Source organism: Verrucomicrobiia bacterium (genome assembly GCA_036405135.1).
Taxonomy (GTDB): domain Bacteria; phylum Verrucomicrobiota; class Verrucomicrobiia; order Limisphaerales; family JAEYXS01; genus JAEYXS01.
Genome location: DASWYF010000010.1, coordinates 1 through 21427, shown reverse-complemented (window position 1 = coordinate 21427; position 21427 = coordinate 1). Strand labels below are relative to the sequence as shown.

Sequence of the window (21427 nt, the reverse complement as noted above, 5' to 3'; positions counted from 1 at the left end):
ATGCGCCGCAGTCCTTTCATCCGAAATGTCGTTTGCTGCCTGTTTTTGCTGGGATGCTTCAATGTGGCCAGTCATTTCTGGTTTCAAACGGATCGCCGCGACTTCGTGAACCGATGGGAAGATTCGGCCCGCAAGCTGCCTTTAAACCAGCCGGTAGATATTCTGCTACTGGGAGATTCGACCACGCTTTACAGCTATCATCAGCCAGATTTTAAAGCCCGTTGGGAAGAGCTATCCGGCCAGCCAGTCAGCCTTGTCAATGCGGGCGTGCCTGCTTCCATGGTGCTGGAACATTGTCTTACGTTACGCAGGGCCTTGACAGTGAATCCAAATATCAAATGCGTGGTGTATGGCGTTTTTGGATTGCGGCTTACCGATCCTGCGGCGGGAAGGCGATTCGGCAATCCGGCCGGAGAGCATCTGGAATATTTCATTGAAGATCAGGATTACGTTCAGGGCAGAAAAGGAGGAGGTTTCCGACTTGGGAAGATTTTGCTCTGGTTCCCGATGTATACTGAGCCCAGCAGTTACTGGGTCTCAGTGGAGGGCATTCGCCGGGTATTGGGCAGGATGGGAATGCCGCAGCAGAAGACGACGCACCCTTTGGCTGGGGCAGCGGAGATCGGATTCCCCAAGGAATTGGAATTTATCCATCACACCGGGCAGGTCACGTCGGGTAAGATCGGTTTCATCCGGCCCATCGTAGATATCGTCCAAGTTTGCCGGGAGAGGGGGGTGGACCTGGTGGTGGTGTTCATGCCGACCCCTCAAATCCGGCGGGAACGGTTTATGGAACGGCCTGAGTGGACGGCATATTATCAGCGCGTGCAGACGGAATTTTCGGCTCTGGACGTGCCGTTGATCGATGCTTCCGCATGGCTGAAAGCACCTGATGAAGACGTCTTCAGCGATCCCTTGCATGTCAATAAAAGAGGGGCGCAGATCCTCTCGGCACGCATCGCCGAAGAGCTTTATGCCCTGCCCTCTTTCCGCCGCAAGATAGTGGATGAAGCGCGGGGACGGTAAACGCCGGCCGCTACCGCGCTTGCGTTGTCAATTCGCGTCCGTGTAGTCTGGCGGGAACATAAAAAGATGAACGCGTTGCTTTTGACCCGCGGCCGGGTGATCGATCCGGCCAACAAGATTGACCAGACGGCTGATGTGTTGCTGGTGGATGGTAAAGTGGCTGCCGTAGGTGGCGATGCCGCATCCAAGGCACCTCAAAACGTGGAGCGCATCGACGTTTCCGGCAAGGTAGTCTGCCCCGGACTGATCGACATGCATGTGCATTTGCGCGAACCAGGGCAATCAGCAAAGGAAACGATTGAGACGGGTTCCAAGGCGGCGGCTTCCGGCGGCTTCACTTCGGTGTTGTGCATGCCGAACACGAATCCTTCCATCGATACGGCAGGCACTGTCGCCCTCATCCAGGATAAGGCTGAGAAGGCCGGGCTGGTAAATGTTTTTGTAAGTGGTGCGATCACGAAGGGCATCGCAGGGGAAGAGCTGGCACCGATCGGAGCTTTGAAAGCTGCCGGTGTGGTGGCGATCACGGATGACGGGCATTGCATCCAGAACAACGAGGTGATGCGCCGTGCGCTCGAGTATTGCAAGATGTTCGACCTGCCCATGCTGGATCATTGCCAGGATTACTCCATCGTGACGGACGGCGTGATGAACGAGGGCTACTGGAGCACGGCTCTCGGTTTGCGCGGATGGCCAGCGGCTGGTGAGGAATTGATTGTGGCGCGGAATATCGTGCTGGCGGAACTGACGGGGACGCCGATCCATTGCCAGCACATGAGCTCAGGGGAGAGCATCCGCCTGATCCGTGAGGCGAAGAAGCGGGGTGTGCCGATCATCGGCGAGGCTTGCCCGCATCATTTCATTTTGACGGATGCATCCATCGCAGGGAGCGAGGCTTTCTGGAAAGAAGACGGCAAGAGTCTCTTCACGGCGAAGCAAGGTGTGATGCCGTCATGGCCCGCCTACGACACGCACTTCAAGATGAATCCCCCGCTCCGCACAGCGAAGGATCGTGAAGCGATCCTCGAAGGCATCTCGGATGGAACGATCGAGATCCTCGGCAGCGATCACGCGCCGCACACGGATTACGAGAAGGAAACGGAGTTCGATTACGCGCCGTTCGGCATCACGGGCTTGGAGAATGAACTGGGCCTGTGCCTCACGGAATTGTATCACGCGAAGCGGCTGTCCATTAACGATCTGATCGCGAAATACACGATCGCTCCGGCGAAGTTGTTGCGCATCAAGAAAGGCACGCTCTCGGTGGGTGCGGATGCGGATGTGACAGTCATCGATCTGGACAAGGAATGGATGTTCACGAAGGAGATGACGCAGAGCAAATCCGTGAACAACCCGTTCTACGGCTGGGCGATGAAGGGCAAGCAGGCGATGACGATCGTGGGCGGCAAGATCGTTTGGCGGGAATAAAACGGCAGCGGCAGGCGTCTAAGCATTGAAACCTTTGCTGGTCATGGATTCGCAAAGGCACGGAACATAGGTCATACTAGGCTATTATGAAGAAATTCTCTTTTGCGTTGGCGCTGGCAGTCGTAGGGCTGGCAGTGAGTCATCATGCATCCACAGCAGCGGACGCCAAGGAAGCCTGGCTGACGGATTATCCGAAGGCGCAAGCGCAGGCTAAAGAGCAGAAGAAGGCCATCCTCATGGACTTCACCGGTTCCGACTGGTGCCCGCCGTGCATGCAGTTGAAGAAGACGGTGTTGAGCAGCGCAGAGTTCACTAAATTTGCCGCAGAAAAATTGGTGCTGGTGGAAGTGGATTTCCCTGAAAATAAAAAGCAATCTGAGGCTTTAAAAAAAGCCAATGGTGAGCTGGAGAAGAAGTTCAAGGTAGATGGATATCCCACCATCATCGTGGTGGATGCCGAGGGCAAAGAACTGTTCCGCTCGGAAGGTTATGACGGCAGTTCCGCGAAAGATTACGTGGCCAAACTGAGCAAGGCTCTGAATAAAAAGTGACGGCCGAATAGCGGGCTTTTTCGTAGTCATTCATTTCTCATACACATGGATCATTCACCTGGATTTTTGAAGCTGGTGCAGGAAGCGCAACCGCGTGTGCAGGAGATCACTGTAGACGAAGCCAAGCGCATGCTCGCCGCGAACCCGCGTGCCGTACTCATGGACGTGCGCGAAGATCACGAGTGGCAAAAAGGTCACGCCCAGGAAGCGGTGCATCTGGGCAAGGGCATCCTCGAGCGCGATATCGAGAAGAATTATCCGGATGTGAATGCGGAGATCATCATGTATTGCGGTGGCGGTTATCGCTCCGTGCTGACAGCAGATGCCGCGCAGAAGATCGGTTATCGCAAAGTGTATTCGCTCATCGGCGGTTATAAAGGGCTGGTCAATTCTGGATGGTCGATCCAGTCGTGATGTCCTCTTGATTTTCCGCAGGAGACGTGAGAGTTATTCTCTCATGTTTCCAAGGCTGGTGTCAGGGCTCAAGCGATTGGCCAAATCGTGCTTCTCCCGTGGAGGCGTCATCTGCCTTTTGCTCGTCCTCGTTTTCGCCGCCGCAGCTTTCCTCTTTAAAGGTCGGCGTAAATTCGAGCCTTCCTATCAAAGCATCCCCGCCAGCGTATGGCTGGAGATGGCCACTACCAACAGCCAGAAGATCACAGACGCGTCCAAAGCGTTCTATGATATGGGCCCATCCGGAGCGATCTATCTCGGTGAGGAACTGCTCAGCAAACCTACAAAGCTGGATGAATGGATGCTCGCGCACCACAACAGCATCCCTGGCTCTTTAAAGAAAACACTGCTCAAACCGCACCAACACGCAAAGGAAGACGTCATCCTCAGACTCTTGCAAGGTACACGCCATCACAGTTCTTTTGCGATACCGATGCTCCTCGACTGGCTGGAAGCACAAAAAGGCGCGCTCAACTTCCAACTGGTCGTGCCGATCTCGTCATTCGCCATCCACAGCAACAGAGTTTTCGGCTTGGGAGGAGGGATGTTTCAAGCCCCCCTTCCGAATGCACTCGTGGTGCAAACCGCTTCAAACCGTTTCCAGTCCATAGGCATTCCGACGGGAGGATCATTGATCATCCAGACGCAGATGACGGTGATATCACCCGGCGTGGTGACGACGAACATCATCGTCTCGACGCATTACCGGGCCAACTCCATCCCCTACCAGGCCCACGAGATATTGAAGACTGCGGAGCATGCGGAGCCGCGCATCATCACGCAATTACTCCGGCCTGTGGCGAACCGCAGCGGGTATTCATCTGCTCCGCGGTTCGGAACCAATCTCACCATGGCAGCTTTGCGGGCCATGCCCCTGTTGACACAAAAGGCGGTTGCTCCGGACGTGGACGAAAGACTGACCGCAATGGCCCTACTGAAGCTGACACTACCGCAATCAACCACCGCCAAAGAGATCTTCATCCAAGCCCTGCGAGACAAGGATGCGACAGTGTTCGAGTATGCCATGGTGACTGTCAGGCCATTCACCAATGACCTGGAGAGAATCATCCCACCAGCCTTGGAAGGCTTGCAGCGCACGCGCTACATGGCATCCAGCACCATGCGCAGTACGGAAGCCTTTGCCACGCTGAAAGAGTTCGTGCCGCACAGTCCACGCGTCATCAATGGTTGCATGGAAATATTGAGGCAAAATCCCAACCCGCCCGATGTCGCAATCGTCCAATTCGTTGGCGAGAATGGCAACACGAACAACGTTGATCTCGCTTTGATCGGCTCTTTCACCAACAGCACGATAACCCTAGTGCGGGCGAGGGCTTGGAACGCATTGGGCAATCTCACGGGGGACATGAACGCCTTCGTCATGGAACAGATGGCCTGGCTGGAAAACGGCTCAGTCTGGCAGAGCTACATCAAACTCGGCGCTTTAGGCGAGCATGCCGGGCGGGCTGTGCCAAAGGTGAGAGAAGGATTGCGGGACAAGGAACCGCGCATCGTAGCCAAAGCCGCTGAGACCCTTGGAAGGATAGGTCCTGCAGCGAAGGATGCATTGCCAGAACTGGAAGCCCTGCGAACACACCCGCAACTGCTGGTCCGTGAGCAGATCGAGGAGGCCATCCGAAAAATCTCGGCTGAATCGAAAGGCAAAGCGTCTCCCTGATCATTTGAGTCATCGTGTCGCTTGACCTTCTTGTGTCTGCATGACACACATCTCTGATGTCCCAAAGGTTGCCGGCATTCTTCTCACGCTTCTCTCTTCTCCTGCGGAGCCGGACGGGTGCGACCTTGATTCTCTTGTTCCTCTGCGCCATCACTGGCCTGTCCATCCTCCTGAACCGTGGCGAGCCCGAACCATCCTACCAAGGCATCCCCGCCAGTGAATGGCTCGCACAGTGCACGACTAACTGGAGTAAAATGGACGAAGTCGCCAAGGCCTTCACCCAGATGGGACCGGCGGGCGCAGAATACTTGGGCCGTGAACTTATCCATCAACCGTCCAAATGGGATGAATGGCTGCTGTCCCACCACCAGAACATCCCGGCGCCTTTTAGAAAAAGCCTCTTCAAGCCTAGGCAGCAATTGATCACTCAGGCCATCCAGACGCTTTTACTCAAGCTGGAGACCAATGCTGCTCCGGCCATGCCCATGCTGCTTACGTGGCTGGAGACCAACAACACGGTTGCCTACCACCAGGCAGCAGTCCCCATCTCTGTGTTCTCCTCTACTAACAGAACCGTCCAAGGAATTCAGCTCATCGGCACAAATGCGATCTTACCGGGCTACATGTTCAAACGCACGGGACCGTCAAACCAGTATCAAATCGTTAGCAGCGGTTTCGGCGGTTCCCTGCTGGTGCAAACTCAAGTGCTGGCGACTGCACGAGGCATCGTCAGCACAAATCTGATCCTCTCTTCCAGGTATGCTTCCAACACCCTACCGATGGATGTATATTTCACCTTGCGAAAAGTTGGCAGTACAGATCCGCGCATCATTCCTCTGCTGTTCAGGCCCGCTTTAGGACAGGCGATGATCGGGATGCCCCATGATTATGGGACCAATCTTAAAGTTGCTGCCAGCCAGCGCATTCCCCTGCTTGTCACAAAAGCTGCCTCTCCAGACCGCGTGGAAAGAAGCATCGCACTGGGCCTGCTTAAGCTGACCTTGCCCGAATCCACAGCAGCCAGAGAAGTGTTCATCCAAACATTGAACGCCGATGATTACCCGATCTTTGATTTCGCTCTGCACGCTCTCACGCCCTTCACGAATGAAGTGGACCGTATCGTGCCGCTCGCACTGGATGGCATCAGGCGGCGGCCAAAGATGTTCGATGCAACCCGGATCTTGCACAGCCGCACACCCTATCCAGATTTTTGGGACGAGCCTTATACGCCACTGAAAGAATTCGCCCGCTACAGCCCCAAGGTCATTCCCGGCCTGCAAGACATCCTCCGGGATACCCGTGATTCACGACCAGATTACTACATCATCCGATTCCTGGCGGAGATGGACAGCACGAATGACATTGATCTCAACTTGATCCGTTCTTTCACGAACAGCATATCCGTTGAAACTCGTTCGAGTGCTTGGAACCTCATCGGCAAGCTCACGGGTGACACCAATGCTTTCGTCATGGCACAGGTAGCTTACATGCATCCCGGCAACGTGTTGACTTGCTACGAAAGACTCGGTGCGATGGGTCCCACAGCCCGGATTGCCGTCCCTAAAATTCGTGAAGGTCTGCACCACCCCGAAGAACGGGTCGTCACCAAAGCCGCTGAAACACTCGGCAAGATCGGTCCCGTGGCCAAGGACTCACTGCCTGACCTGGAAGCTCTGCGTGATCACGCACAGCTCTCAGTCCGTGAAGCGGTCACCGAAGCCATCCGCAAGATATCAGGCGATCCAAAACTGAAAGATACGCCGTGATTCCAGTCACCGTGCGGCTTGACCTTCCTCGTCACGCATGAGAGGTATTTCTTGTGTCCCCAAGGTTGGTCTCATGGTTCACCCGATTAGCCGGTTTCTTGAGAAGCCGTCAGGCCGCTTTATTCTTTTTATCACTGGTCTGCGTGGTCTTGATGACTGCCACTGTCATGACCACCCGGAAGAAGGAACCTTTCTATCAGGACAAGACAGCGGGTGAATGGTTAGAATTCGCGAGCACGAATTTTCAACGGATGCCGGAAGCGGGAGAAGCCTTTCGGGCGATGGGCAAGCAAGGGGCTGAGTTTCTCGGCGATGAATTGCTTCGCAAACCTTCTGCTACGCATGAATGGCTGATAGCGCATCACCAAAAGATCCCTTCCCGTCTCAGAACGCTGGTGCTTAAACCGCAGCCGCAATCCAAGAGCGACACCATCATAGCCCTGCTCAATCGTCTGGGCACCAATGCCGCACCAGCGATTCCTCATCTGATCACATGGTTGGAGAAGCACGAAGGCGCGGCGATAAGCAGTACGAGTATCCCTCTGAATCAATTCCCGATGGTCAGCAATCAACTCTATCGGACACCGCGATCGTTCCGATCCCAATATACATCCATCATCGTCTCACAAGGTGTTCAAGGCATCCACGCCATCAATCTGCCGATGCCATCTGGTGGTGTGCTGACATTTCAGACGCAAGTCTCCGTCAGTGTGCCTGGCACAGTGGCCACGAATGTGATCATCACCACGCGCTATCGTTCGAACGCCATACCGTATACCGCCTACAACATCCTGACCAATATCGGCAGTGAAGATCCGCGCGTGATCCCAATCCTGCTCAGGCCATTGGATCGCAACCAGCAGGCATTTCCTACGTTCGGCACCAATCTGAAAACAGCCGCCCGCATGTCAGCCGCCATGCTGTTGAACGAAGCGGAGAATGGCACTGATAAAATAAGAGCTTACGCATTGCTAAAGCTCACTTTGCCAGAATCCATCTCCGCCCGGGAACTCTTCACCCGGCGGCTGGAATTGAACGACCCTTTCTCGCGCGAAATAATCATCGAAAGTTTTCTGGAAGTCACCAATGACCTTGATCGCCTTGTCCCGTTGACCTTGAATCTTTTGAAGAAAGACCGGACGATAACCCAGCCGACTTCATCATTGGCCCGCAAATCACCCGCCGTCTTTGCGGTACTGAAAAACTTTTCACACCATCGGCCGGAAGTGATTTCAGGGCTGCAGGAATTGCTGCCGCAGGCGACGACGACTGACAAAGCCAGCATCCTCCAACTACTCGGCGAGATCGGGAACAGCAACAACGTGTCACCTGAATTGCTCCGGGCTTTCACCAATCATTATGAAGCGAATGTGCGCATGAAAGCGTGGTTCGCACTCGGCCAGATCACCAGAGATGTTCAAGCCAAGGTGAACGAACAGATCACACTGATGGAGTATGGCCGTGATGACATCGTGTGGGAGGCATGCGGAAAGCTGGGCGATCTGGAAGCTGACGCGGTCAATGCCGTGCCCATTTTGCAAAAACATCTGCAACATCAGAACGAACGGATCATCAGCAAGGCGGCGGAAGCACTTGGGAAAATCGGGCCACAGGCGAAAGTGACATTACCTCTCCTGGAGATGTTACTGAATCATCCGCGTCCTCAGATCAAGGAAACGGCGAAAGAAGCCATCCGCAAGATTTCCGGCGAACCAAAAGCAAAAGGCGCGGAATGATCCGCGCCTTTGCCGGTTAAATTATTTGGAAACAGCTTAGCCCAACGAAGCCACGCGGCGATTTCCTTCCATCATGAAATCAAGGTAGTAGCCGAGCTGCTGCTTCATCTGGAGACGAGGCACGATGGCGTCGATGAGGCCATGATCCAGCAGGAACTCAGCCGTCTGGAAGCCCGGAGGCAACTCAGCCTGCGTCGTATCCTTGATCACGCGCGGTCCGGCGAAGCCGATCATGGCACCCGGTTCAGCGATGATGAGGTCCCCCACGCTCGCGTAGCTGGCCATTACACCAGCCGTCGTCGGATGCGTCAGCACGCTGATGTAAGGTAACTTGGCCTTCGCATGCACCGCCAGAGCGCCGCAGGTCTTCGCCATCTGCATGAGGCTGAACATGCCCTCATACATACGAGCGCCACCGCTTTGGGAAATGATGACAACGGGCAGACCGCGGTCTGTGCCCGTCTCGATCAGGCGCGTGAGCTTCTCACCCACCACCGAACCCATAGAGCCACCGAGGAAACTGAAATCCATCACGCCTAAGGCGACCTTCTGAGCACCGATCTTACCGACACCGGTGATGACGGCATCCTTCGAGCCGGTGGATTTCTTATACGCTTCCAGCTTGGAAGTGTAGGAAGCCACGCCGGTGAACTTCAGCACATCCACTGCCGTCATATCCGCATCCATCTCCTCGAAGGAGCAGACTTCGACGAGCGAGTGGATGCGTTCACGGGCACCGATGGGGAAGTGATGTTTGCACTTCGGGCAGACCTTCAGGTTTTCATCCAGCTCCTTGTCATAGATCATCACCGCGCACTTGGGGCATTTGGTCCAAAGTCCTTCGGGAATGTCCTTCTTCTTGCTGGAAGTAGCGCCGATCTTGCTCTTCTTGATGAAGGTGGTTTCGCCAGTGTTGGCCGGGGGAGTGACTGCGGGTTCCACCACAGTTTCCACACCGATAGATTTTTTGGTAATTGACGTCGTTGCCATAAGGTCTGATCCAGCTGTTTTTAAGCAGCCATCACGACACAACTACTCGACGCCAGATTCTTTACCGTTAGCGCATCGAATAGGACCTTTAATATCTACAATCCCCGGGCTACTGTCCAGACACAAACCTCCCCTGCCCCCGCCTTCAAAAGTGTCTTGGCGCAGGCACTGGTGGTGGCTCCCGTGGTCAAAACATCATCCACCACCAAGATACGCTCACCATTGAGCTTCAAGCCCTTACGCATGGCGAAGGCACCCTTGACATTCGCCGCGCGTTCTTTGCGGTCCAACCGGGTCTGGGTGCGGGTGTCCACCACGCGCTCGATGAGCTTATCGCCCACCCGCAGATTCGTCTGCTTGGCGATGGCGCGCACGAGTCGCTCCGCCTGATTGAACTCCCTTTCACGCTCCTTATGCGGATGCAAAGGGACGGGCACGATCAGGTCAAATTTCTCGGTCGCCAACGTCGCTTTTGCGCCCTCTAGCCAAAGCTCCACAAGGAACGGTTCGAACCATAATCCACCGTTGTATTTGAAGCGATGAATCACCTCGAGAACGGTCCCCTCGCTCTTTGACACGACGGAGGCGCGGGACCATTTGAAAGACAGGTCGAGCTCCTTGCAGTTCGTGCACTCGAAACGCTGGGTGATGTCTCCCTCGAAGGGTAATCCGCAGCGATCGCACATGGGAGCTTGGATGAACTTCACATCCGCGCGACAGGCTTCACCCACGTAACCCATCGCCTTGGTGGCGGGTTCCTTTTCGCAAAGCTGACAGATGTTCGGATAGAAAAGTCCCAGCAACATTTCTGCCCGCTTCGCGGCAGGCTCAGCCAGTTGTGGGGGGAGGAACCTCATGCTTCGCCGGAGATTCTGGCAGTATCTTCAGGAGCAAGGCGAGCAATAATGCCAACACGATACCCGCGACCCAGCCATCAATCAGCTTGCCGCTTCCCCAAATCCACACCTGCGAATCAGCTACGTTATCGGTAGCGAAGCCATAAGTTTTTAGCCAAAAGATCCATCCAGCGTGTAAACCGAAGGAAAACCACAAAGTCCCGGTCCGTTGGTAAGCCAGCCCTAACATGATACCGGCCAGCAGGAGGTTGAAGAAGGCGGGAACTAATTGTTGCACGTCACCAAATCCACGCAACTTGTGTGGCAATAACGCAAGCCCACTCCACCAATGCACTTCCGGCGGCGCTTGGACACGGGCGAGGAAATGTAAAATTGCGTACACCGCACTGCTCACCAGCAGGGCGTTCTTCCAGGAAAATTGCTTCCGCAACGCACCGAAAACGACGCCGCGGAAGAACAATTCTTCCAGTGCGGCGACCACTACTGCGGCAAAAGCGGCGTTGAAGAGATGACCGGCAAGTGACGCGGCGGTCTGACCACCTCGCAACCCTCTACCCCCAAACCCGACAACCACTACCACCGCGATCGCCAGGGAGAAAAAGCCGAAGAGAAACCCTTTACCGGCATCGCGTTTTCCCTCGGAAAATGGGCTTAATCCTGCCTCTTTCCAGCTTTTGATCCCTAAGGCCTTCAGTGCCGGAACCAGCCCCAAGATGCCGATGATCATGAAGCTCCGGTCCACATAACGGTGGAAAGGATGACCGGCCAGGCCCTTCAAAGCGGGCCAAGAATCTGCCAGAGTCTGGACCAAATGATAGACCGCCGGGGCGATCAAAGCCCCTCCGAGGAAGATGGCTGCAAAGTAACTGGCTATGACAGTGGCCGGTCGCATCAAGTGCGCTGCATTACACGGGCTTGCATTCCATCCGCCAAGCAGATATTCCATCTGCCGCCGGGGTGGCACGGGATTAGCTAACTATAAATTGCCAATCGTAACGCGGTTGCATTGGTCTTGTGAGCGAAGTCGCTACTAATTCTACATTTGGGTCGTATCGCCTGCACGAACGCATCAATGGCGGCGGCATGGCGGATATTTGGCATGCCAGCGATGCCCAAGGGCAATCCTATGCCCTGCGCCTGATGCACAAGTCCCTGCGCTTCAACTTCTTCGCCAAGAAACGCTTCTTCCGTGGGTGTGAAGTCCTCAGCCAAATCCATAATCACGAATACGTGGTGACCTATGTGGATCACGGCAAGATTGGTGGCCAGCCCTACTGTGTGATGGAGTACATCGAGGGGGATAACCTCAAGCTGCTCTTTTCCCGGGGCGATGATGTCGTCACGGAGTTCGTCGGTAATATTTTGATCGATATGGCCATCGCTCTCCAGCACGTGCACGACAGCGGGTTCATGCATCTGGATTTCAAGCCGGAGAACGTGATGGTCTCGCGGAATGGTAACGTGCGATTGGTAGATTTCGATTTGTCCATGCCCCGCCCGCCCAAGCCGACGAAGATGGGCCGCACCCCCGGCACGCCCGCTTACATGGCCCCAGAGCAGCTCCAGCGCAAACCCGTAGATCACCGCGCGGATATCTGGGCGTATGGCGTGACCGCTTACGAGCTGCTCACCGATCGCAAACCTTTCACCGGTGAGAGCGGCAAGGAAATCCTCCAAGCCCAACTCAATCGCGATGCCCTCTTCCTGATGCCGCGTTCGGTGAACCCGGAATTGCCGGCGAACTTGGAGAAGATCGTTTTGAAGTGCCTCGAGCAAGACCCGGACAATCGCTACCAAGATATGACGTATCTGGTGCGCGATCTGGAAGGTGCGCTTTACGTGGCTTGAGTCTTGGCGGAGCGCGGGTCTCCGACCCGCAGCAACTTCCCCAAGCAAATCCGGCTGCCAATACGCACATCACGGTTGCACGGAACCGTCCCAGTTTACTCCATCGCTCCCAACTTCTCCGCCAACTTGGCAATGCATTCCGGCACATTGATTTTCGCAAACCCTGACGTTTGCGGATCACCCGTTTCAATGATCGTCCAAGAACCGTTTTCCTGCTGGGCGATGTCTACGGCGAGGTAAGGAACGCGGAGTTGCTGAGACGCTTTGATCGCCAGTTCGCAGATGGTGGCGTGCTCTTCCTCAGTCAATACAGCTAATGGATCTTCTTCCGGCCAATAGTGACCGACACCTAACGGGACATCCTGATAGAGAATCACGCGGAACTCGCGCGCGATGGGGAAACCATCCTGCCGTTTCGCCACATGACGCAACGGCACGAGCTTCCGAAGAATCACAGCCCCTTCGGAATAGGTGTAGGCATTCAGCAAACCAGTCACGTGCGATTGCGCCTCATGAACCGCATTCGCCACACACGCGTTCCAGCCTTTGTCCTTGCGGGATTGCACTGCCCCTTTGATGAACAAAGGAAAGCCTAATCGCCAGGCAGCAGCAGCCACTTCACTCACATCCCGCACGATGATGGATTCCGGCGTAAGCCCGCGCAGATGCGGATAGGCCGCTGCAAACGACAGACAGCGCACGTACTCGATCGGCGAATTGACGAGGATAAGATTCTTCGCGGCCAAGGCGGCGTAGAGTTCTGAGTAATCATCTGAGGTGTGAACGTAACCACACAGAACTGCAGTCACCGGCACCGGACGATGCGCGAGCTTGCGCAAGGTTTTCTCCGCATCGGATTCACGCGTCCATGAAGAAGGGATCTCAATGCTCTCGAAGCCTGCTTGCTTCAGCGCCGTCGCCACCTCAGCGATGGCGCGGGAAAAAGGAGTGGCCGCACCGGCGGGAACAGTTTCGTGAATGACAACAGGCTTCGGCACAACAGGTAAATCTCGCGCCGGAAGTTAATGAAAGGAGGGAAAGATGAACAGTGCGGAGTTTCCCGTGGACCGCGGATCGCCTCAACTCGCAACAATGTAACTAAGCAGCACTAACATCCACAGCGTTCAATTTAAACAAGAACTCGTTCCTCGAAGAGGGCAAATTCCGCATTAGCCTGAAAAAGTATTTCTTCCCGATACTTCGCAGGCAGTTTGCCTTTCACCGCATCATACCAGTTGGCAAACGCTACTTTGCATTGTTCCAGTTCTTTCCTGCGGAAACTAACTCGAACACATTTAGGGAATTCCTCCGCCAACAATCGTATACACCGAAGCGACGCTATAATACTCTGTTCCGGGTAAGACTTTTGCAAAACGTTCTCCATATCTTCAAACATTCTTTCCTTTATCAGAAGAACATAAACTCCCACAGCATCAAAAGCGTAGTCGTTATCCGCAGGCTTACCTCCCCAGTATGACATATCAAATTTAGTGAAAGTTAAACGAAAATAGCCGTTCGCCGCTTCTCATCTAACTCGTTTCGCCTCCTGATTCAACCCATTCTGATGCAAGATCAGTGATTTCACCCCCTTGTCATCCTTCACAAACGTAAGCTGTGCATCCACCACCTTGTAAAAGAACTTCGTTTCGGATTCCGGGAACACCTCGAAGAATGGTTGGCCGCTCAGTTGCACCATCAGGCGGTCGCCTTGCCGTTGCACTGTGAAGGTCATGCTTGGGTTGAGTTGGTATTTGCCTGCGTAAGCATCGTAGATCTTCACATCCACCCTGGCTGCAGCTTTGTCTTTGGGCTCTTCATCAGAAATCTTCTTTGCCACCTGATTCGCTCCGTTTTGATGCAGAGTCAGGCTGGTAACTTTCCCTCCTGCATCCGTTTGGAATGAGATCTGCGCATCCACCACATCGCAGAAGAACTTCGTTTCGCTCTCGGGGAAAATGTTTAGGTATCCCTGCCCCGTAAGCTGCACTTGCAGATGATCTGCATGACGGCGGATGTTGAAGAAGAACGAAGGATTCAACTGATACCGGCCCACATACTTCGCCAGTGTTTCGGCCTTCACAGGAACTGTTTGGCGGACTTTGATCGCATCCACCTTGGCCAGCGCATACTTCGGCTCCAGCAGATGCAGGCCGATGTCATCGATGTCATTCTCCGTGTTCGAGAGCACCACCACGCCCCGTTGCCGTTGCTTGTCAAAACCAGCGAACGAGCGATACCCACCCGTGCCGCCATTATGCCATGTGATCTCAGCGCCATAGCGCGTATAGATATGCCAGCCGAGGCCGATCTTGGTTCCGCCACCTACCTCGCGCTGTGCTTTGTGCGACATCTCGAAGGCAGCTTTGAGACTGGCGTTATCCAGCTTCATGTTCGCACTCACAAACTTCAGCATGTCGTTCACAGAAGAGCGCAACGCACCCGCTCCCGCCATCGTCGGCAAATCCCAATTTGATACCGCCCCCCCCATCTTGCTATGCCCCGTTGCGAGCTTTCGCTGCGCTTCTTTGGAAAGCGTGATGGATGTATTGGCCATGGCCAGCGGCTTGCACAGCCGCTCGATCACCAACGCCTCGTAACTCGTCCCCGCCTTCAACGCCAGCACATGACCGAGCAAGCCCATGCCGAGATTCGAATACTCATACTTGCTGCCAATATCTCGCGTGAGCGTGTGACCATTAAGGAAAGCATACAATTGCTCCACAGTGTAGTCCGCATAGGGGTTACTTTCATCCGCTGGCGCCATGTTGTCGGGCAGGCGCGGCAGACCAGAATGCTGCGTGGCCAGGTCCAGCAACGTTATCTGGCGACCTTTGCGCTCCGGCACCTTCACACTCGCGGGCAAAAACTTCGCCACGGGATCGTCCAGTTTCACCTCACCTCGGCTGACCATTTCCGCGAGCAGTTCACCTGTAAACGCTTTCGTGATAGAACCGATCTCGAAGATAGTCTCGCCATCCACGGGCGTGTTATTCGAGCGGGAGAACGTGCCGTGGCTGATGACACGCATGCCTTTCTCATCAATGATGCCCACGACGATACCCACACCTGCGTGCGCCGTATCGATGCGTTCGCGCAAAATATTCTTCAACGCCACATCATCCGGCCGCTCCTGAGCCCCTGCGAGATGCGGCATAACGAACGAAATAACAATCACTGCGATGAGCAAGGTCACTATCCATTGCATAGGTTTATTCATGTGATGACTCGTTAGATTCCGGGATTTCTTGCAAGGTTCGATCCAATTCTGCTTTCAACGGCAGTAAATTCTTTCTCACCGCATATTGGTTCAGCCACCAGATGCCCCCGCAAATGAGCGCGTAGAAAATGGCGAAGCCCACCTTGTGCACCATGCCACCACCAATGCCAAAGACGACCATGACCGCACCGATGTATAGCGGCAGGATATACCACCACAGCACTGTCCGCAGCAGATGAATCTGACGCTCGATCTTAAGCCGCTCCACCAACAGATAACCGCGCAAAGTGTCTCCTGCTGATTTCCGGTCGCCGATCCTTTGAGCGGCCAACAGACGCGCTCCGATGTATACCGCGCTAACTACTACGACAAGGCAGCCACCTTTTGCCAGCCAGCTTGTGAACCGGAAAAAATCCGGCAGGAACAGGAAGATGAGGATGAGACAGGCCGCTACCTCACGCACATCCCGCCAGAAGATATCCCGCCCGAACTTGCGCATCTTCTGTTTCATGGCGGCGATCAGTTGCGCATCCGGCACCTTCACCGGCGGCGTCAGCACCTGTCCCTGCCAGAGCTGTTTGAGTTCCAGATCGTTCATGACGACACCTCCTCTTGCTGCATGAGCTGGGAAAGTTTCTTCTTCGCGCGATGCAGCATCACACCCACGTGGCTCGTGTTCAACCCAAGCACATCCGCTATCTCGGCATAGCTTAGGTCTTCCAAGAACAAGGTGATCAAAGCGCGTTCTACTTTGTCCAGTTTACCAATGGCATCATAGAGTCGCTCAATCTGGAGATTTTGTTCAGACACCGCAGACTGGCGTTTCTCGATCGTTTCGCGGATCTCGTCTTGAGCCATCGGCACGGAGTCGCGTTTGTTCGCGGTGGTTTTACGCACGTGACTGATGACGGTGTTCAAGGCCACGCGATAAACCCAAGTGTTGGCATGAGCTTGCGTCTCCAATCCCGGTAACGCACGCCAGATCTGGAACAGAACTTCCTGATAGAGATCTTCACGGTCAGCAGATGTCCAGGCATAGACCTGGCAGATGCGCAGTATCTTCTGCCGGTTCGCTTCAACGAGCTGCAGGAACCGGGTTTCTATGGCTGGATCAGACTTCAATCGTTCTGTTCTTTAATAGATTAGTCGCGGTGCGGTGCGGGAATATTACAGGGAGAAGAAGATTTTTGCGTGAAATATCGGTACACGGGTTGGCCCAAAGGGCCAATAGATTTTAGCCTAGGGCAGCGATATCCAAATATCGCTGCCCTAGGAAAATTACGGCAATGCACAGGTGCCCTGTATGGGCACCAGAAACGGTCTCTACTACCTCAAGTTTCAGGCCGCAATCATTCATTCTTCCGATACCCCAGGCAGCCAGCTGCCTGGGGCTGGAATCTGTTGGCCCTTTAGGCCAGTCCATTGCAGGGCCTCTCTTACAAAACTCCCCCTCCTCTATAGTCGCCCTTTTCCCTGAAGCTGGATACAATGGTAGCCGTCAAAGAAAGAGAGCAACTTTAACCGCTTAAGATTATGGAAACTCTGCTTAGCATCTGCCTTGGCATCGGCCTGAGTGCCGCGTGCGGCTTCCGTGTTTTCATTCCCATGCTGGTCGTCAGCATTGCGGCGAATGCGGGGCATCTGACTTTAGCCAAGGGCTTTGAATGGCTGGCGAGTGATGCGGCGGTGATGGCGTTTGGTCTCGCGACGGTCTTGGAGATCGCGGCTTACTACATTCCTTGGCTGGATAACTTGCTGGATTCCATCGCGAGTCCGGCAGCGGTCATCGCGGGCACGGTGATCACGGCTTCCGTGATGACGGATATGAGCCCGTTCATGCGCTGGACGCTGGCGGCGATCGCCGGTGGCGGTGTGGCGGCAACGGTGCAAGGCACCACTGTGCTGGCCCGTGCGGCATCTACGACACTGACGGGTGGATTGGCGAATCCGATTCTGGCTACAGCGGAGCTAGGTGGCTCCAGTGTGGTCGCACTTATGGCATTCTTCGTGCCTGTGATCACGCTATTGGTGATCCTGACCGTGCTGATCGTCGTGGGGCGGAAGTTGCTGAAGCGGAAGGCGGAGAAGGCGTTGCCGCCGCCGATGCCAGTGTAAAAAGTAGCAGCCGAGGTGAGGAGACGGAACTGCCAGCACAACAGTGATACTGTATGAAAAGAATCCTAACCCTCTACACAGTTATCGTCGGGTTGATTGCCTTTTCCTACGATATCCATGCTGAGGAACCCACAGAACTCACCGTAAAAAGAACGGAATCATTCGACCGTACTACCGGCTTGAAACGGGGAGTAATGGAAGAGTTCTCCCGTAACGGCACCAACGTAGTTCGGATACTCTCCCTTTATAAGGAAGGCAAGCTGACCTCAGTTTCCCGTTTTATTTACGTAAATGGCGGCTCAAAGATCCAAGAAATTGATCAAGATGCCGATGGTTTCTTCGAACTGAGAGTCATCAGCCCCTCCGAAGATCCAAATACGGTGGAAGTGCTCGAAGCCGGAAAAGATGGCTCATTGAAACCCGCCTCCAGTGCCAAACTCAAAGAACACCGGCAATACGCCAAACAACTGCAAGAACTGGGCGTTTTTATGCGGGGAGAAATCGAGAAAGCGGCGCAAGAACCGGACAACAAAAAGTGATTTCGTTAAATAGTTAAAACGTGAAAGCGTTGAATCGTATCCCGATTCAACGCTTATAACTTTCAAACGAATCTCGTTTCTCAGAACTGCTTCAAAAACCGCAGATCATTCTGATAGAACAGGCGAATGTCGTCGATGCCGTAGCGGATCATCGCAATGCGCTCGATACCGAAGCCGAAGGCCCAGCCGCTCCATTGCTCCGGATCATAGCCCACCGTCTCAAACACCTTCGGATGCACCATGCCGCAACCGGCAATCTCCAGCCAGTCCTTGCCCATCTTCTTCGTCAGTGAGCTGGCGAAATCGATCTCGAAGCTCGGTTCTGTGTAGCTGAAGTAATGCGGGCGGAAGCGCAATTTCACTTCGTCACCCAGCAATTCCTTGAAGACATATTCCACGGTGCCCTTGAGATCACCCACGGTCACACCTTTGTCCACATACAGACCTTCGATCTGATGGAACGTGGGGTTATGCGTGGCGTCCGCATTGTCACGGCGGTACACACGACCAGGCACAATGATACGGATAGGCGGCGCTTGCTTTTCCATCACGCGAATCTGCACGGAAGAAGTGTGCGTGCGGAGAAGCGGCTTGGGACCATTGCCTGTGCCAACGTAGAAAGTGTCTTGAGCATCACGCGCCGGGTGATCGGCAGGCGTGTTCAAGGCGTCGAAGCAATGATACTCGTCCTCGATCTCCGGTCCATCCGCGACCACGAAACCGATCTTGCGGAAGCAGCGAACGATGTCCTCAGTGACTTGCGTGAGCGGGTGCAGTTTGCCCAATGCATGACGGCGGCCGGGAGCGGTAAAATCAGTGGCTTCCTTCGGCAACGCGGCTTTCAATTCCAATTCACCACGACGATCGGCGATGATGCGTTCCAGTTCCTGCTTCGCATCATTGATGGCTTTACCGGCGGCGGGCTTCTCCTCTTTGGAGAGCGTGCCGAGCTGTTTCATCAGCGCGGTGATCTTGCCGTTCGATCCGAGATACGCAGTGCGGGCCTGGTCCAAGGCCGCGAGGTCGGCAGCGGCCTGGAGTTCCGCCACGGCGGACTGCTTCAAAGGTTCAATCTGTGCCACGAAAGACATAAATGGTGCGGGCGAAGATAGGTGATGGAACGGATGTGACCAACAAAAAAGGGCGGCTGTTTAGGCCGCCCTCTTTTATGAAAAAGCTAAGACTTAGGCTTTGGCCGCAGTGGCGAGATTCGCCATCTTGGTCTTCAGCGCCTCGCCGGATACGCGGACGAGTTCGTTGAAGGCAGCTTCATCCGTAGCGGCAATGTCAGCGAGAACCTTGCGGTCCAGCGTGACTTGGGCGGCCTTCAGACCTTCGATGAAACGGCTGTAGGTCGTGCCGGCAGCGCGGGCGGCGGCATTGATACGGTTCGACCAGAGGGCGCGGTAGTTGCGCTTCTTGGTCTTACGATCGCGGAAAGAGTACTGCATGCCGTGATCGAGAGCGTCGGCGGCATAGCGGTAGAGCTTGGAACGGCGCATCCGGAAGCCTTTGGCGGCTTGCAGCGTACGGATACGGCGCTTGCGGGAAGCGGGGGCGTTTGTAACACGCATAGGTCAGTAAACAGTTAGGGGTCTAAAATCTTGGGATTAGCGGTGGAAGGGCATGCTCGCCTTGATGCGATACTCATCCGTGGGGTCCACCACCACAGACTTGCCGAGGGAACGGCGGCGCTTCGGGCTCTTGCCAGCCAAGAGGTGACGACGGCCCGCGCGGGAGCGCTTCACCTTGCCGCTCGCAGTGATCTTGAACCGCTTCGACGCGGACTTATTCGTTTTGATACCTTTCGGACGACGCATAACTAATCGACTTTCGTTCTATTAAAAGAGCGCGAACTATAGGGACCTGGTAACAGGTGTGCAAGAGGTATTTTAACAACTGCTTGAAAAAGAAAAATGACTCGGGCAGCAGACGCCAAGGAGGTGGGGGTGGGGAACCCCTCTGAAGAAACGTACCGCTACCCGAATCATTCACGATACTTAGTATGTCACAAAAAAAAGTCAATGCCGAACTAAGCAAAAATACGGATAATCCACGCACACGTAGCATCTTTAATCGTTCCAATTCATTAACTTACAAAAATTAATGTCGTGCCAGTGCGATTCCAAACAAGAAAAATCACATTTCGACCAACTTTCCGCGTGACAGATGAATTTCTTTCCCTATATTCACGCCCCTGCTGCGGCCGACCCTATCGTCCAGCGGTTAGGACACCGCCCTTTCACGGCAGTAACCGGGGTTCGAATCCCCGTAGGGTCGCCATTCTCTAAGTTGTTGATAGAGAAACGAATAGCCCGCGATTTTTAGTCGCGGGCTTTTGTCTGCCAAGATTCAGTTGAGTGTCTGAATTGTGTGTGTGCCGCCTTTTTCGCGTTTTTATTGGTTTTTAAGGTTTTACTGTCTGTGGGGGCTCCCAGAGGCCATATCGAAATCAGTTGCACGAGTTAGGATGCGGAGGAAATCCCTTTTCTGTCTTAGTGGAGGCGCTTAGATAGTTGTGGATAAAAAAAATAACTTTCCGTGGTCCCCTCGAAAGCCCCAAGGAAGGACCTAAAGATTAACGGCGGCCCAATATCGTATCTCTCAAAACAGGGGCTGAAGATCACCAAGAAGATGGAACCTAGCGGCGAACTGCAGTACTGTCTGCAGATAAATCAGAAATAGCCCTTTCACGACAGGAAACGGGGTTCGAATCCCCGTAGGGTCGCCAATCTTGACTTCTCGCCATCTGGCTTTTCTGGAAAGTTTGAAAAGCGGACAGCTTGCATCGGATTCAAATTCTCCACCCGAACATGTCACGCCTTCCAAGAAAAGCACCTGCTGCTTTTGCTCGCTTGAAACTTCAGTCCACAGCCGTGCCGCGTTGAGGCCTGAATGGTGACGCTGCCAGTCACACCATTCAGCGTCATGTGCCATCTACTGTTCGACAAAAGTTAGAACGAAGCAAACTTGAGACTGGCCGTGGAGGTCTGGAAGGCGAACGCGACGGCAAAGCTGCCGCTGGCAGACTAATGCCAAGCTACCCGGAGAGACAGCAACAGAACACATTCTGAGGATTCAACGGGCGCATCTTGACACTGCCCCCGATTAGGTAGTGAACCAGAGTTGATCCCAGTGGTGATTATGGCGTGCCTCGGAGAGTGCGGCCAGATGGCGCATGCCTTTGGGCGTCCAGAACTGGCCGGGCCGTTTGAAGCGGCAC

Annotated in this window: 22 protein-coding genes and 1 tRNA gene; 11 read left to right on the top strand and 12 right to left on the bottom strand. The window is 54.5% G+C overall.

The window, feature by feature from the left end; all coding sequences use genetic code 11:
* The 7 genes from VGH19_04105 to VGH19_04075 all read left to right on the top strand — a co-directional run bounded on the left by VGH19_04105 (window position 1) and on the right by VGH19_04075 (window position 8638).
* Entirely contained in the window at window positions 1-1026 is a 1026-nt protein-coding gene (locus tag VGH19_04105; protein HEY1170532.1) for a hypothetical protein, read from the top strand.
* A 66-nt stretch (window positions 1027-1092) separates the two neighbouring features.
* Window positions 1093-2454 (top strand): dihydroorotase, encoded by a 1362-nt coding sequence (locus tag VGH19_04100; protein ID HEY1170531.1) that lies wholly within the window; start codon window positions 1093-1095, stop codon window positions 2452-2454.
* A gap of 86 nt (window positions 2455-2540) precedes the next feature.
* Window positions 2541-3005, top strand: a complete 465-nt coding sequence (locus tag VGH19_04095) for a thioredoxin family protein (GenBank protein HEY1170530.1) — start codon at window positions 2541-2543, stop codon at window positions 3003-3005.
* A 45-nt stretch (window positions 3006-3050) separates the two neighbouring features.
* Entirely contained in the window at window positions 3051-3419 is a 369-nt protein-coding gene (locus VGH19_04090) for a rhodanese-like domain-containing protein (GenBank protein ID HEY1170529.1), read from the top strand.
* Window positions 3420-3462: 43 nt separating this feature from the next.
* Complete coding sequence (locus VGH19_04085) at window positions 3463-5136, top strand: HEAT repeat domain-containing protein (GenBank protein HEY1170528.1); 1674 nt, start codon at window positions 3463-3465, stop codon at window positions 5134-5136.
* Between the two features lie 56 nt (window positions 5137-5192).
* Window positions 5193-6902, top strand: a complete 1710-nt coding sequence (locus tag VGH19_04080) for a HEAT repeat domain-containing protein (protein HEY1170527.1) — start codon at window positions 5193-5195, stop codon at window positions 6900-6902.
* 167 nt (window positions 6903-7069) lie between these two features.
* Entirely contained in the window at window positions 7070-8638 is a 1569-nt protein-coding gene (locus VGH19_04075) for a HEAT repeat domain-containing protein (protein HEY1170526.1), read from the top strand.
* 36 nt (window positions 8639-8674) lie between these two features.
* Here VGH19_04075 and accD read toward each other — a convergent pair whose 3' ends face one another.
* From accD to VGH19_04060, 3 genes are all read right to left on the bottom strand, one after another.
* A complete protein-coding gene (gene accD, locus VGH19_04070; GenBank protein HEY1170525.1) occupies window positions 8675-9628 on the bottom strand; it encodes an acetyl-CoA carboxylase, carboxyltransferase subunit beta in 954 nt (317 codons plus the stop codon).
* A 95-nt stretch (window positions 9629-9723) separates the two neighbouring features.
* Complete coding sequence (locus VGH19_04065) at window positions 9724-10485, bottom strand: ComF family protein (protein ID HEY1170524.1); 762 nt, start codon at window positions 10483-10485, stop codon at window positions 9724-9726.
* Window positions 10457-11263: a CPBP family intramembrane glutamic endopeptidase gene (locus tag VGH19_04060; GenBank protein ID HEY1170523.1), complete on the bottom strand. Its 807-nt coding sequence runs from the start codon at window positions 11261-11263 to the stop codon at window positions 10457-10459. Before VGH19_04060 ends, VGH19_04065 begins: the two co-directional genes overlap by 29 nt.
* Window positions 11264-11499: 236 nt before the next feature.
* Between VGH19_04060 and VGH19_04055 the strand changes: the two genes are divergently transcribed.
* Entirely contained in the window at window positions 11500-12333 is an 834-nt protein-coding gene (locus VGH19_04055; GenBank protein HEY1170522.1) for a serine/threonine-protein kinase, read from the top strand.
* Window positions 12334-12428: 95 nt separating this feature from the next.
* Here the strand turns inward: VGH19_04055 and VGH19_04050 are convergent, their stop codons facing one another.
* From VGH19_04050 to VGH19_04030, 5 genes are all read right to left on the bottom strand, one after another.
* A complete protein-coding gene (locus VGH19_04050) occupies window positions 12429-13331 on the bottom strand; it encodes an ATP-grasp domain-containing protein (protein HEY1170521.1) in 903 nt (300 codons plus the stop codon).
* A gap of 131 nt (window positions 13332-13462) precedes the next feature.
* A complete protein-coding gene (locus tag VGH19_04045; GenBank protein HEY1170520.1) occupies window positions 13463-13813 on the bottom strand; it encodes a hypothetical protein in 351 nt (116 codons plus the stop codon).
* 45 nt (window positions 13814-13858) lie between these two features.
* Complete coding sequence (locus tag VGH19_04040; GenBank protein HEY1170519.1) at window positions 13859-15550, bottom strand: serine hydrolase; 1692 nt, start codon at window positions 15548-15550, stop codon at window positions 13859-13861.
* Entirely contained in the window at window positions 15543-16148 is a 606-nt protein-coding gene (locus VGH19_04035; GenBank protein HEY1170518.1) for a hypothetical protein, read from the bottom strand. Before VGH19_04035 ends, VGH19_04040 begins: the two co-directional genes overlap by 8 nt.
* Complete coding sequence (locus VGH19_04030; protein ID HEY1170517.1) at window positions 16145-16672, bottom strand: sigma-70 family RNA polymerase sigma factor; 528 nt, start codon at window positions 16670-16672, stop codon at window positions 16145-16147. The genes VGH19_04035 and VGH19_04030 overlap by 4 nt, the downstream gene beginning before the upstream one ends.
* A 411-nt stretch (window positions 16673-17083) precedes the next feature.
* Here VGH19_04030 and VGH19_04025 point away from each other — a divergent pair, with 411 nt between their 5' ends.
* The gene (locus VGH19_04025) at window positions 17084-17665 is read left to right on the top strand and encodes a DUF4126 domain-containing protein (GenBank protein HEY1170516.1); all 582 of its coding nucleotides are present in this window, start codon (window positions 17084-17086) and stop codon (window positions 17663-17665) included.
* Between the two features lie 53 nt (window positions 17666-17718).
* Window positions 17719-18204, top strand: a complete 486-nt coding sequence (locus VGH19_04020; GenBank protein HEY1170515.1) for a hypothetical protein — start codon at window positions 17719-17721, stop codon at window positions 18202-18204.
* 80 nt (window positions 18205-18284) lie between these two features.
* Here the strand turns inward: VGH19_04020 and pheS are convergent, their stop codons facing one another.
* The 3 genes from pheS to rpmI all read right to left on the bottom strand — a co-directional run bounded on the left by pheS (window position 18285) and on the right by rpmI (window position 20024).
* On the bottom strand, window positions 18285-19295 hold the full coding sequence (gene pheS, locus VGH19_04015; GenBank protein HEY1170514.1) for a phenylalanine--tRNA ligase subunit alpha: 1011 nt from the start codon (window positions 19293-19295) through the stop codon (window positions 18285-18287).
* A 93-nt stretch (window positions 19296-19388) separates the two neighbouring features.
* Complete coding sequence (gene rplT / locus VGH19_04010) at window positions 19389-19778, bottom strand: 50S ribosomal protein L20 (protein HEY1170513.1); 390 nt, start codon at window positions 19776-19778, stop codon at window positions 19389-19391.
* A gap of 36 nt (window positions 19779-19814) precedes the next feature.
* Complete coding sequence (rpmI, locus tag VGH19_04005; protein ID HEY1170512.1) at window positions 19815-20024, bottom strand: 50S ribosomal protein L35; 210 nt, start codon at window positions 20022-20024, stop codon at window positions 19815-19817.
* Window positions 20025-20412: 388 nt separating this feature from the next.
* Between rpmI and VGH19_04000 the strand changes: the two genes are divergently transcribed.
* Window positions 20413-20487, top strand: a tRNA-Glu gene (locus VGH19_04000).
* A gap of 321 nt (window positions 20488-20808) precedes the next feature.
* Here VGH19_04000 and VGH19_03995 read toward each other — a convergent pair.
* A complete protein-coding gene (locus VGH19_03995) occupies window positions 20809-21141 on the bottom strand; it encodes a hypothetical protein (GenBank protein ID HEY1170511.1) in 333 nt (110 codons plus the stop codon).
* Between the last annotated feature and the right edge of the window lie 286 nt (window positions 21142-21427).

Bases quoted from the DNA above. Each gene is read 5' to 3' on its own strand.
- VGH19_04105 (HEY1170532.1), top strand. From the start codon at position 1: ATGCGCCGCAGTCCTTTCATCCGAAATGTCGTTTGCTGCCTGTTTTTG.
- VGH19_04100 (HEY1170531.1), top strand. From the start codon at position 1,093: ATGAACGCGTTGCTTTTGACCCGCGGCCGGGTGATCGATCCGGCCAAC.
- VGH19_04095 (HEY1170530.1), top strand. From the start codon at position 2,541: ATGAAGAAATTCTCTTTTGCGTTGGCGCTGGCAGTCGTAGGGCTGGCA.
- VGH19_04090 (HEY1170529.1), top strand. From the start codon at position 3,051: ATGGATCATTCACCTGGATTTTTGAAGCTGGTGCAGGAAGCGCAACCG.
- VGH19_04085 (HEY1170528.1), top strand. From the start codon at position 3,463: ATGTTTCCAAGGCTGGTGTCAGGGCTCAAGCGATTGGCCAAATCGTGC.
- VGH19_04080 (HEY1170527.1), top strand. From the start codon at position 5,193: ATGTCCCAAAGGTTGCCGGCATTCTTCTCACGCTTCTCTCTTCTCCTG.
- VGH19_04075 (HEY1170526.1), top strand. From the start codon at position 7,070: ATGACCACCCGGAAGAAGGAACCTTTCTATCAGGACAAGACAGCGGGT.
- accD (HEY1170525.1), bottom strand. From the start codon at position 9,628: ATGGCAACGACGTCAATTACCAAAAAATCTATCGGTGTGGAAACTGTG.
- VGH19_04065 (HEY1170524.1), bottom strand. From the start codon at position 10,485: ATGAGGTTCCTCCCCCCACAACTGGCTGAGCCTGCCGCGAAGCGGGCA.
- VGH19_04045 (HEY1170520.1), bottom strand. From the start codon at position 13,813: ATGTCATACTGGGGAGGTAAGCCTGCGGATAACGACTACGCTTTTGAT.
- VGH19_04040 (HEY1170519.1), bottom strand. From the start codon at position 15,550: ATGAATAAACCTATGCAATGGATAGTGACCTTGCTCATCGCAGTGATT.
- VGH19_04035 (HEY1170518.1), bottom strand. From the start codon at position 16,148: ATGAACGATCTGGAACTCAAACAGCTCTGGCAGGGACAGGTGCTGACG.
- VGH19_04025 (HEY1170516.1), top strand. From the start codon at position 17,084: ATGGAAACTCTGCTTAGCATCTGCCTTGGCATCGGCCTGAGTGCCGCG.
- VGH19_04020 (HEY1170515.1), top strand. From the start codon at position 17,719: ATGAAAAGAATCCTAACCCTCTACACAGTTATCGTCGGGTTGATTGCC.
- pheS (HEY1170514.1), bottom strand. From the start codon at position 19,295: ATGTCTTTCGTGGCACAGATTGAACCTTTGAAGCAGTCCGCCGTGGCG.
- rplT (HEY1170513.1), bottom strand. From the start codon at position 19,778: ATGCGTGTTACAAACGCCCCCGCTTCCCGCAAGCGCCGTATCCGTACG.
- rpmI (HEY1170512.1), bottom strand. From the start codon at position 20,024: ATGCGTCGTCCGAAAGGTATCAAAACGAATAAGTCCGCGTCGAAGCGG.
- VGH19_03995 (HEY1170511.1), bottom strand. From the start codon at position 21,141: ATGGCACATGACGCTGAATGGTGTGACTGGCAGCGTCACCATTCAGGC.